Source organism: Thiocystis violacea, assembly GCF_016583575.1.
GTDB classification, from domain to species: Bacteria; Pseudomonadota; Gammaproteobacteria; order Chromatiales; family Chromatiaceae; genus Thiocystis; species Thiocystis violacea.
This window is the reverse complement of sequence record NZ_NRRG01000007.1, coordinates 65,852-77,702: the sequence shown is the minus strand read 5'-3', so window position 1 is coordinate 77,702 and position 11,851 is coordinate 65,852. Positions and strand designations below refer to the sequence as shown.

Below are 11,851 nucleotides of genomic sequence, written 5' to 3'. Positions count from 1 at the left end.
CGCCCCAGCGGGGAGAGGGGAGAAAGTCGAGCCATCGTCGTGACGGTTGTTTTTGCACCGTTCCTTACGATGGTATCAGGAGAGTCGATGCCGGCTAAGTCCGATCAATTTTCGATCAATCTTCCAATCGTTTCGCACACAGAGTCGCACACAAAGGCGCGGGAACGGCCGAAAGACACCCCTGGCAGGCGTCATCGAAGCGTTCCGCACCGCCCCAAGCCCAGGCCAACGCACCAATCGAGTGCGACCGACACGCCCCCCAGACCCGAAGAGTGCGCGTCGGCCGTCGGCGCTCACCGGCAGCGAACCGATCGCCACCAGGTAAGTGATTAACAATAAAAGAAACAACGAATCGACTGCAAAGTGGCCCGATACATGCTTAATCAAAGCAGCGAGCGAACCTCTGTTCGCGCGTTACGTTCTCTGACCTCCTCAGTGGTGATTCACCCCGCATTCGCGGGGTTTTTTTTTGGCGTATCCGGAATTAAACCGCGCCTAGTGGCCCAAAGTGAAAATCCTAATACCGCTTCGGAGCGGTCGACGTCATCCTTGCTGATCTGTTTTGATGGAGAGCCAGCAGGCGGCACAGTTGGCGACCACGTCCTGGCCGGGGTTGTGCTGTTCGCTCAAGGCCAGGTTGCGCGCGGATAAAGTCAGGCGCGGCCGCTCGCCGCCGCTGGCGCAGCCGATCGAAGTGGCGCTGCGGTTCCAGTCCGGGATCTCGTTGAGTTGGACGTCCAGTGCCTCGCACAGGGTCTGGATCGAGATCAGATAGTTCGAGGAGGAGGCGCCTTGACGCCGTCGCCGAGGCCGTTCATGAAGTAGAGACTGAGTCCCGGTTTCAGCTCATTGACGCAGCCCTTGACCCTCGGATTGTCCCAGAACAGTTGGGCAAATCTGGCGGTAGGCTGGTTCTTCGGGCCCGGCCCGAGCCGTTTGACGTCGTGCGCCAGGCCGTAACGGCCCGCTCACGATGACAAAGCGGATCTGACCTGTCCTTGCCTCAATGCGTTGAGAACCGATGCTGGATGTTGTCTTGATGATTCGGTTTATCATCTCGCACTTCAAAAAGGCGCGTGATTCGTGTCGAGTCGGATGTCGCGCGGCATCCTTTGTAGGAGCGAATGAATTCGTCCCTACAAACCGACATGCGGCTCAAGGGAGGGAGGAATCCTTGTTCTCCGCGTTCATCCGACTGACAGCGAGAATTGATGACACACTCTAGCGCGTCCCCTATTCTCGCCCCAGATGGCGGGCGTCGACCGAGCCTGACCCACGACCGGTATCGCCAATGAGCCAGCTCTTCGATCGCGTCTCCGACCGGCTGTTCTCGCCGCTCGCCAGCGCCAACCGCCAAGTGTACGCGGGCCTGCTGCTCGACCTCTATCCGCTGTTCTTCGACCAGGTCCACGAGGACGTCTTTCCGTCCCGGGAGACGGTGCGCCGGGAGATCGAGGAGCGGCTCGCGGTCATGGCGGCGAGCTGGCAGGACGAGGCCGATCCGACGGCTCAGGAGGCGGACGGCACCCCGGCGGCACTCGCCTATCGACGCCTGGTGGCCGCGGGCTGGCTGGAGGAGGAGACCGAGGGCTATCGGGTGCGCGTCGCCGTTCCGCCGGCAGTGGGAACCCTGTGGGCTGCCCTGGTGGAGATTGCCCGGCCCGACCGGGTCTTCTACGGGGGGATGGTGCTCTCCATCTTCAACAACGTGCAGCGCGCCTATGAGGAGCCGCGGGCGCAGGTTCTGGCCCTGCGCCAGGCGTCGCGGGAGGCGCGGCGCTTCCTTCAGCACATCAACACCATGATCTACGGTCTCAAGGGACTGCTCGGAGAGATCGGTGATGCCCGTGACCACCGCCTGGTGCTCTCGCGTTTTTTCGATGACTTCGTCGAGCGCATCCTGGTGCAGGACTACAAGCGGCTGAAGACCCGCAACAACCCCTTCCGCCATCGGCTGCGGATCCTCCAACTGGTCCGCGAGCTGGAATACGATCTGCCGCGCAAGCAGGAGCTGGTGGCTGGCTTCATGGAGCAGACCGGGGAGGCGGACAGCGAGCTCGCCTGGCGGGCGATGAACGACGACATCGTCCAACTGCGCGCGGTGTTCGAGCAGCTCGACGGACATCTGGCGCGCGTGGACACCTATCGCGCCAAGGTCGAGCGGCGGGTCGCCGACAGGGTGCGCTATCTGGACCGCGCCCACCCCGGTATGGCGACGAGGATCGCGGCGGCGCTGCAACGGCTCGGACCCAAGCTCGCCGATCTTCCGGAGGATGCGCCGACGCCGCTCCCGATGCCGCTCCTCGACGTCCGTCCCGTCGGCACCCGGAGTCTGCGCGAGGCCCCGCGTCACCGCCGCCTACCCGAGCCTCTGGCCCTGCGCAGTCGGCCCGCGGACCCGGCGGTCGCCGCTCGCCAGCAGGCCCTGAGGGCCTATCTGGACCGGCGCCGGATCGACCCGCGCCGCATCGCCCGCTATCTGGAGTGCCAGCTCGCCGGGCGTGGCGCCCTCGACGGCGCCGATATGCGGATCGAGAGCGTCGAGGACTTCATCGCCTTCACCCATGTGCGCCACCTGGAGTATCTGCCCGGTGCGACGAGTCTCAGACGCCAATACCGTATCGAACGGCGCCCAGGCTGGGTGGAGAACGACTGGGTGCGCTGTCCGGCCTTCGTGGCCCATCGCCGCTCAGGCGCCGCGGGGAGCCGAGATGCTGCGTGATCTGCGGCAGATCTGCGAGCGTCCCGGCGGCGCCGAGGCCGAAGACTTCCGCGCCGCCGCCCGCGGCCTGCTGGAGCGCCAGTTCCTGCTGCTGGAGCGGTCTCGGGACCGCGACCTCTACCGCCTGGTGGCCAACCACTTCGACTATTTCACGAACCTCTTCGATGCCCTGGGCTGGACCCTGCACCGGGACGACACCTTCGGCCTGATCGGCCTATTGCCGACGGAGGCGGAGGGCTTCGCCCGGCTGCGCCTGGTGGACAGCCTGATGCTGCTCTGCCTGCGCCTGCTCTACGAGGAGGGGATGGAGCGCTTCGAGGCGCGGGAGGGTAGCGTCTACACGGCGTCCGAGACCCTCCTCGGACGCTACGAGGCACTGCTCGGGCGCAAGCGCCCCCTGGTCTCGGAGTACCGCGAGGTCATCGGCCGGCTGCGCCGTCACTCGCTGATCGAGACCGGGGACGCGGCCGAGGACGGTCTGCCGGCCCTGCGCATCCTGCCGACGATCCGGCTGGTGACCGGCGAGCGGGTGCAGGAGCGGCTCGCCGCCTTCCTCGACACGGCCGAAGAGGAGACGGCGGATACCGAGGATGACGACGGGACCGTCGCGGACGAGAACGCGCCCGGCGAAGATGGGAGCGGCGGATGAAGCGCCTGATCCGGCTTCTGATGATCAACTGGTACCGTCTGGACCAGGCCAGCGTCGAGATCGAGGGCCATGCGGCGGTCATCGGCCCCAATGCCTCCGGCAAGTCCTCCCTGCTCGACGCGATCCAGGCGGTGCTGGTCGGCGGCGACAAGCGCTGGTGGAGCCCCAACGCCAGCGCGGGCGAGAAGAGCACCCGCAGCCTCCGGGACTACTGCCTGGGAGTCGTCCGCGACCCCGACAACCCGGACCTGTCCCAGGAGTTTCGCCCCCGCGAGCAGGCGATCACCTACCTGGCGCTGGTTTTTCGCGACACCGAGGACGGCAGCGCTACCAGCATCGGGCTCGCGATGCATGCCCGTCTGGAGGAGAGCCAGGAGCAGATCGACGGACGGTTCATCGCCCCCGGGCTGGACCTCAGGCTCGCCGATCTCGTGGACCAGACCCCGGACGGCGCGACGCCCATGCCCTGGAAACGGCTGCGCGAGGCCATGCGCGGACGGCTCGGCGCGGCCCTGCGCGTCCATCCGCAGGTCGGCGAGTACCAGCGCGAGCTCTGCCACTATCTCTATGACGGCAAGCGCACGCTCGACCGCGAGCGCTTCCTGCGCGCCTTCCGCAACGCCATCACCTTCAGCCCCATCCGCAACGTTTCCGGCTTCGTGCGTGACTACATTCTCGAAGAGCGTCCGATTCAGGTCCGCTCGCTCCAGCAGGCCCTCCAGCAGTACCGCCAGATCCAGATCAGCACCCAGGAGGCCCGGCGGCGCGAGCAGTTGCTGAGCGAGATCGACAGACTCTACCGCCGTGCCGAGAAGGCCGAGTGCCTGGCGCTGGCCTGGCGCTGGGTCGAGCAGGAGGCCGCCTTCAACGCCCTGGAGACGGAGATGGAGCCGCTGCGCGCCGCGCTGAGCGAGGCCGAGGGCGAGATCGTCCGGCTAGACCTCGAGATCGCCGACTTGGAGCAGCGTTGGAAGACCGCCGATGAGGCGCTTCAAGAGGCCAACCGCCGCCTCGCGGCCAGCGACATTGAGCAGCAGCGCCGACGGATCGATGCCGAGCTGGAGACCCTGCGCCAGGGCCTGGCGGCGCTCGGCACCGACCTGGAGCGCGCACGCCAGGGTCTGGGTGCCGTGCATCCCCTGCTGGACCACGCCGAGCAGCTCGCCGACGACACCTTGACCGAGTCCTTGCAGGCGGTCGCCGCTGTACTGGTCCGCGATGAGGGCCTGCTCGCGGCGGCCTGGCCGGCGGCGCCGAAGGATGTCATGCGAGCTGCGGCTCGGCTTCGCGAGCGCCTTGCGCAGACAGCCGGCGGACTGAAGGCGCGCTATGAGGCATTGGTCCTGGAAGAGGCCGAGCTGGATCGCGACCTGCGCGCACTCAAGGAGCGGATCGAGCGACTGCGCCAGGGCGGCAGCGACCTCCAGCCCAACACGCTCCGGCTGATCGAGCTGCTGCGCGAGCGGGGCATCGAGGCGGTGCCGCTTTGCGACCGGGTGGACGTAGCCGACGAGCCCTGGCGCGATGCGCTGGAAGCCTTCCTTGGCGGTCACCGCGAGGCCCTGCTGGTGGACCCGGCCCAGGTGAGCGAGGCGATCACCCTGTATCGCCGCGAGGGCCGGCGCCGGGGCATCCATGGCAGCCGCATCATCAACACCTTAAGGACGGATGAATGGACCGGTCGCCGTGATCCGGGCAGCCTTGCCGAGGTCACCGAGAGCGACGACCGTCACGCCGTCGCCTATGTGAACCGTCATGCCGGCAACGTCCTAAGGGTGGAGACCGAGGACGAGCTGGTGCGCCACGAGCGTGCGATCACCGCCGACGGCATGCTCGCGACCGGCGGCTCGGTGGTGCGCCTGCAGCCCGAGGAGCCGATGCTCGGCCGGGCCGCACGGGCCCTGACACAGGAGACGCTGGAGCGCCGGTTCGCCGAGAACGGCCGGCGCCATTACGAGAAGCAGCAGGAGAAGACGCTGATCGCGCGGCTGCGAGAGGAGCTGGTGATGCCCCTGGAGCGTCATCTGGACGCCCTCCCCGATCTGGCCCGGCTCGTTGCCGAGCGTGGCGATAAGGAGCAGAGCCGCCGCGCCCTCAAGGCCGAGCGCCATGCGCTCGACGAGGATGCCAGCTACCAGCGCCTACAGCAGAACGCTGTCGAGCGTCGCAAGGAGCGCGATCTCGTCGCCGACGGGAAGACGGCTGCGGTTGCGAGGAAGACCGACCGGGAGCGGTCGCTTCAGCGCGACCGTCTGCACCTGGATCAGCGCGAGCACGCTGCGCGGGAGGTCGCCGCCCGGCGCACGCAGGCCCAGCAGGCGCCTGGCTTCGATGCCCGGCTCGCGAGCGAGCGCCTGGATGAGCTGCGTGGTCAGCAACTCTTCTCGGCCGAGACCCCGGATAGCTGGCGCGCCCTGAGCGCCGAGGCGAGCAGGCGAGCGGTCAGCCAGGAGGGCTCATCCCGCAACGCCCGCAACGATGCCGCACAGCAGATCACCGAGTACTGGGCCGCCTGTCCTCCGGAGACCCGCCCCGCAGCCGGTGCCTTCGACGACCATCGCCCGCTCGCCGCCTGGGTCCTGCTCGAGCTGACCCAGATCCGTGACACCCAGCTCGCCCGCTATGTCACCGAGGCCGAGAACGCATTGCGCGAGGCGGAGTACGCCTTCCGCGCCGATTTCGTCGGCAAGCTCCAGGAGAACCTGAAGCGGCTCGAAGACCAGCGCGTCGAGCTCAACCGCAACCTGCGCCACCGTCCCTTCCACGGCCAGTACTACAGCTTCGTCAAACACCCTGAGCCGGACCTGCGGCAGGTTCTCGACTGGGTTCTGGCCTGGTCGCCGGAGCAGGGCCGGGACGTGGGCGGACTCTTCGATGCGGCGGACGACCCCAACCACCCCCACCGGGAGGCGATCCGCCGCATCCGCGATCTCCTGATGGAGGCCGCGAGCACCGAGGGCCGCGCCAGCGGCTGGGACGAGCGTCTGGCCGACTACCGCCAGTACTATCACTTCGACGTGCGGATGAGCGACAAGGCCGACGGCGGCGGCAACCCCGAGCTCCTGTCGCGGCGCCTGAGCAAGGGCTCCGGCGGCGAGCACCAGTCACCCTTCTACGTCGCGATCGGTGCGGCCCTGGCCGCGGCCTACCGCATCGAGCGTCAACCGGATGGGGGGCCGCGCGGCGGCATCGCACTCGCGGTCTTCGACGAAGCCTTCTCCAAGCTCGATCTCCAGAACACCGTCAGCGCCCTGGGTTTCCTCACCGAGCTGGGGCTTCAGGTGATCCTGGCCGCGCCGGACGAGAAGTACGGCCAGATCGCCGAGAATGTCGACACCATCGTCAATGTCTACCGCGACGGCGGCAGCGTCTACATCGACACCGAGTACATCAAGCCCGAGGCCCAGCGCGCCCTTGCGGCGGACAACCCGGTGCTGCGTCCAACGCCGAGCCCGGCACGGCCGTGAGCGAGCCGGCCCGCGCCCTGTTGCTGAAGCTCCTGGCCCAGGCCGAGCGGGGCGGACGCGCGACACTCCCGATCAATGAGCGTGCGGCCCGCGACTATTTCGCGGTATGCGACCTGGCGGGCCGCGACGCGATCCATGCGGCGCTGGCCAATGCCGAGGCAGCCGGCTGTATTGGACTCGAATGGGGTCGGGGCGCCGCCGCTCAGGATCTGCTGCGACTGCGCCTGTGCGATGCCGATCGCCTGGCCGACTGGCTGGGCGTGCCGCGCGCGCGGGAGTCCGTCACGCGGATCAGCGGGGCGCTCGGGCCGCTGCTGGCCGAGGCGCCCGCCTGGCTGCGGGATGCCTATGGCATGGCGGTTGCGAAATGGTGCCTGGGGCAAAGCGCCTTCCGCATCGAGGCGGCTGACAGGGACGGCGCCCTGGCGCTCTTCAAAACCGCCCTGGCGGTCGCCGAGGAGCGGCACCTGGGACTCGACCTGCGCCGCTTCAGCGCCCGGCTGCTCGGCGACTCCAAGGCCGTCGAGCGCCTGTCCGGCCGACTGGCCGAGCTGCTGCGGCACAACCCCCAATGGCAGGATCTGACCGAAAACCGCGACCTGTTCCGGGTCATCGGTCTGGAGAAGTTCCCGCCGCCGCTCCTCATCAAGGGGCCGCTTGCGCTGCGCATCGAAGAACGGCGGCTCGACATTACCGGCCTGACCCCCTACGTCGGCCTCTCGCCCGACGCCATCCAGTCCCTGGAGCCCGCGGGTGCCGTCCCCTATCTGCTGTGCATCGAGAACCTGGCGAGCTTCCAGCACCATGCGCGCGAGATCCAGGACCGCGCATTGCTGCTCTACACCGCCGGCTTTCCGGGACCGGACCTGATCCGAGTGATACAGCTCTTGGATTGCACCTTGCCGGCCCATTGCCCTTTCCTCCACTGGGGCGACCGGGACATCGGCGGCCTGCGCATCTTCGCCCAGCTCTCCGCCGCCTTGAGGGCGCACGTCCTGCAACCGCACCTAATGGATGAGCCGATGGACGGCGGAGAAGAATTCAACGCGACGGAGCGCCGAGCCCTGGAGACCCTGGCCGCCCGACCCGATCCGGCCGGCAACCTGGCTCGCCGCTGGCTTGATGCCGGACTTGGACCCTTGGAGCAGGAGCAGCTCGATCCTGTCGCTCCCAGGTAGCAGGGAAATCCGAATCCAGGGGGCGGCCAGGATAGGGCGGCGGCGTTCAGTTTCGAGATCTCGGTTTGGTGTCTGGCGGCATTGAGTATTCCTTGGCTCTTACATGGTAAGAGGCGGCGATTCCCGCCAGCCGCTATCGATCATCGTAATGCCCGCCGATCGCGAAGACATAGATCGCCCCGTCGTCGAACCGGTAGATCACACGGTCTTTCTGCGAGAGTCGACGCGACCAGAGGCCGCTCAGGTTGTGTTTCAAAGCCTCCGGCTTGCCGATCCCGGTTGCGGGATCGCCCCGCTGCATCTCTTTGAGAATCCGGCATAGGTTGAGATGCAGTCGCTTGTCCGCGATCCGAAGCGCCTCGTAGCGCTCCCAGGTACCGCCCTCAAAGACGATCGAGCGCATCAAGTTGCTCGCGTGTGGGCCGATAACCGCTGGCGGTCGCGTGCGTCTGCAACGACTGCGCGATCTGCGTCATGAGGGCCGGGGTTTGCAGGACATACAAGGTCTCCTGCTCGCGCTCCCAGTCTTCGGCGCTGAGGACGATGAAGTCGGCACCGTTGCGACGGGAGACCTTCAGCGGTTCGTGGTCGGAGATCACCTTTTCGACATGCGCGCGTAGATTGTCGCGGAAATGGTTGACGGTTACGGTGTCCATTGATGAATGTCTCTTCTGTACGGGAAGTCAGTACGCAATATAGTCCAGGCTCCTGAAAAGACAAAGCCCGCATCAGCGGGCTTTGTCAAGCATGTGGAACATCGAGTCGATCTACTTCCCCGCAATCGCCTCCAGCCTCTTCGCCGGAATCACCTGTCCATTGAGCGCCGCGTCCTTGGCGCTGCGTCCATAAGCCACGGCCATGAGCGTCGAGTAATACACCACCGGCATCTTGAACTGGGTGCCGTAGGTCTGATTGATCTGGTCCTGATAGACCTCGACGTTCATCTGGCACACCGGGCAGGGGGTGACGATCAGATCCGCCCCGTGGTCGTAGGCCGCCTCGATGAGGCCCTTGACCATTTCCTGCGATTTCTCCGGTTCGGAGAAGGTGAGCGCGCCACCGCAGCATTGGACCTTTTTCTCGTAGTCCGGGATCGAGTCGCCGCCGAGGGTCTCGACCAGTTGGTCGAGATACTTGGGATTCTCGAACGACTCCCCGGCGATGCCGAAGGGGCGGTTGGTCTGACAGCCGACATAGCCGGCGATCTTGATGCCTTCCAGCGGGCGCTTGACCTTGCTGCCCAGTTCCGCATAGCCGATGTCCTCGATCAGCACCTCGGCCATGTGCTTGATCGGCATCTCCTTGGTGAGTTTAAGCCCGGCCTCGGCGAGCGCGGTGTTGGCCTCGGCCAGCAGAGATTGATCCTCGTGCAGCCGCTCCTGGGCCTCGCGGGTGGAGAGCCAGCAGGCGGCGCAGGTGGCGACGACATCCTGGCCGGGGTTGTGCTGCTCGCTCAGGGCGAGGTTGCGCCCGGAGTGTCGCGTTAGCGCTCGTGATACCCGGCGGGTCGATCCCTCGCCGCCGGGACTCGCGCCATGGCGACAACTGGCTACGCCCGGGTTCGTCCCGCTCCGGGCCGCGGCTGCGCCTCGCGGTGCGCCCACCGGGCGCGCGCGGGCTACGCACGACCCTACGACGAATGACTTGACGGCGTCTCGGATGCGCTTACAGATCACCTACGCGGCTCGGGACAAGGCCCCTTCGCCACGGCGGTGATCCGCCCGCGCCCTACGCCTACCCGGGACTACCGGCCTCGCGCTTCGCGCTTCCATGGCCGGCAGCGGATGCCGTCGAAGCCGGAGTTGAGCGAGTCGGTGATCCAGGAGAGGCTAACGGAGCCCAGACAGCGCACCGGCACCACGCGCGCGAAGGGCGTGGTCTCGATCCCCGCCTGGGCGGCCATGTCGAGCGCCGGATAGGCGTCGTTCTCGCAGGCGAGCACCAGGATGCGCGGCTTCTCGGAGAACTCATCGGGGATGTCGACCGCCTTGATCTGCTGGTTGACGGTATCGATGGAGTAGTTCTCGAAGGAGATCACCCGTACCGGGCAGGCGCCCATGCAGGTGCCGCAACGCCGGCAGCGCGATTCGTTGAAGACCGGGTAGCGCTGTTCGTCTTCGTTGATGGCGCCGAAGGGGCATTCCACCGTGCAGCGTTTGCATTGAGTACAGCCTTCCTTGCGGAAGCTCGGATAGCTGAGATCGCCCACGCGCGGATGCACAGCGGTGCCCTGGGCCGCGCTTTCGGCGGCCTGGATCGCCTTCATGGCGGCGCCGACCGCGTCTTCCATCGCCTGCTTCATGTCCATCGGACGCCGCACTGGGCCGGCGGCATAGATGCCGGTGCGCCGCGTCTCGTAAGGGAAGCAGATGAAATGGCTGTCGAGGAAGCCGTGCTTGAGCTGCGGCAGGTCGGTGCCCTGGCGATAGTCGAGATTGAGGATCGACGGCGGGGCGACGGCCAGTTTCTGGCGCGCGGCTTCCTTTTCTTCCTCGCTCTCGGCCTCGTCGACGGCAAGTTGGGCGTAGGGATCGGGGCCGTTGTTGGGCACCTGACCGGTGGCGAGCACCACCAGATCGCAGTCCATCTCGGTGGCTTCGTTGAGGATGAGATCCTTGAACTGGACCTTCAGCCCCTTGCCATTCTGGACCACCGCGCTGGCCTTGCCCTTGGTGAAGGTGACCATCGCCTGCTGGCCGCAGCGGTAGAAATCCTCGCCCGCCGCGCCGGGGGTGCGCAGATCGTCGAACAGAATGGTGGTGTCGCAGTCGGGATTCTGCTCGCGGAAATACATCGCCTGCTTGATCGACTCGGTGTAGCAGAAGCCGGAGCAATAGGGTAGATGACCCTCCTTGTCCGAACGCTGACCGGCGCACTGGATAAAGGCGACCGACTCGACCACCTTGCCGTCGGAAGGACGCTTGAGCGGACCGCCGTTGGCGGCCTTGGCCAGACGCTCCAGCTCGAAGTTGGTGAGCACGTTCGGCGTCTTACCGTAGGCAAACTCGGGCAGCTTGTTCGCGTCGTAGGGCTTGAAATCGCTCGCCTGGACGATGGCGCCGAAGTTCTCGGTCACCGTCGGGCCGGATTGAACGTCGATGTCAGCCGAGAAGCGCCCCGGCGCGCCGGAGGTCTTGGAGAGCCGGGCGTTGAGGTGGACCGTGATGCGCTCGTTGGCCAGAACGCGCTCGATCATGTCCGCGATGCCGGGATCTTCCGGCCCCGGCAGATCGACATCGCGCCCGTTCGGCACGTCGGACGCGGCGGCGCGGAAGGGCACGCGCTTGTAGAGATCCTTCCAGACCCCGCCCAGCACGTCCTCGTCGCACACCAGATGGACCGGATAACCGGCCGCCGCCGTTTCCAGCGCCGCCGTCATGCCGGTCACGCCGCCGCCGACCACCAGGATATTCTTGTTGAGTTCCTGCTCGCCGGAGGGCGTCGGCACGGTCATGAACTTGACCTCGGCGCAGGCCATGCGGATGTAGTCGTCCGCCATTTCCTGCGTGGTCTCGGTGTTCTCTGGCGTGTCCGGACGCGCCCAGATGACACCCTCGCGCAGATTGGCGCGCGACATGGCGACATTCCTGAAACTGAAGGCTTCGACCTTGGAACGACGCGAACAGCCAGCGATCATGAGATGCGTCGCCGCGCCCGCGTCGATGTCGTCCTGGATCAGCTTGACGCCCGCGGGCGAGCACAGCATGGCGTGCTGCTTGACGCTCGGAAACTTTCCTTCGCGGGTGGCGATATTCATGAGCTGACTGGTATCCAGACGCTCGCCGATCCCGCAGCCGGTGCAGAGATAGCCGGCCAATTTCTTTTCGACTGCCAT

General features: G+C 66.5%; 8 protein-coding genes. 4 read left to right on the top strand and 4 right to left on the bottom strand.

Translation table 11 applies throughout. From position 1 onward, the window contains the following. The first annotated feature begins 1,291 nt into the window (after nt 1-1,291). The 4 genes from CKO27_RS05695 to CKO27_RS05680 are packed head-to-tail and all read left to right on the top strand — an operon-like array spanning nt 1,292 to nt 8,016. Nucleotides 1,292-2,722 (top strand): Wadjet anti-phage system protein JetA family protein, encoded by a 1,431-nt coding sequence (locus CKO27_RS05695; RefSeq protein WP_200373913.1) that lies wholly within the window; start codon nt 1,292-1,294, stop codon nt 2,720-2,722. Next, nucleotides 2,712-3,371, top strand: coding sequence for a DUF4194 domain-containing protein (locus CKO27_RS05690; protein WP_200373912.1), 660 nt, complete (start codon nt 2,712-2,714; stop codon nt 3,369-3,371). The genes CKO27_RS05695 and CKO27_RS05690 overlap by 11 nt, the downstream gene beginning before the upstream one ends. Next, nucleotides 3,368-6,838, top strand: a complete 3,471-nt coding sequence (locus CKO27_RS05685; protein ID WP_200373911.1) for an SbcC/MukB-like Walker B domain-containing protein — start codon at nt 3,368-3,370, stop codon at nt 6,836-6,838. The genes CKO27_RS05690 and CKO27_RS05685 overlap by 4 nt, the downstream gene beginning before the upstream one ends. Then, nucleotides 6,835-8,016, top strand: a complete 1,182-nt coding sequence (locus tag CKO27_RS05680) for a Wadjet anti-phage system protein JetD domain-containing protein (protein ID WP_200373910.1) — start codon at nt 6,835-6,837, stop codon at nt 8,014-8,016. The genes CKO27_RS05685 and CKO27_RS05680 overlap by 4 nt, the downstream gene beginning before the upstream one ends. Before the next feature lie 133 nt (nt 8,017-8,149). On the opposite strand, the gene CKO27_RS05675 is transcribed toward CKO27_RS05680, so the two are convergent. The 4 genes from CKO27_RS05675 to CKO27_RS05660 all read right to left on the bottom strand — a co-directional run bounded on the left by CKO27_RS05675 (nt 8,150) and on the right by CKO27_RS05660 (nt 11,851). Further along, nucleotides 8,150-8,419 carry a Txe/YoeB family addiction module toxin gene (locus CKO27_RS05675; RefSeq protein ID WP_200373909.1) on the bottom strand — a complete coding sequence of 90 codons (270 nt, stop codon included), beginning with the start codon at nt 8,417-8,419 and terminating at the stop codon, nt 8,150-8,152. Next, nucleotides 8,400-8,672, bottom strand: coding sequence for a type II toxin-antitoxin system Phd/YefM family antitoxin (locus CKO27_RS05670; protein ID WP_200373908.1), 273 nt, complete (start codon nt 8,670-8,672; stop codon nt 8,400-8,402). Before CKO27_RS05670 ends, CKO27_RS05675 begins: the two co-directional genes overlap by 20 nt. A 111-nt stretch (nt 8,673-8,783) precedes the next feature. Beyond that, entirely contained in the window at nt 8,784-9,620 is an 837-nt protein-coding gene (locus CKO27_RS25145) for a CoB--CoM heterodisulfide reductase iron-sulfur subunit B family protein (protein ID WP_338115902.1), read from the bottom strand. 140 nt (nt 9,621-9,760) lie between these two features. After that, a complete protein-coding gene (locus CKO27_RS05660) occupies nt 9,761-11,851 on the bottom strand; it encodes a hydrogenase iron-sulfur subunit (protein WP_242470753.1) in 2,091 nt (696 codons plus the stop codon).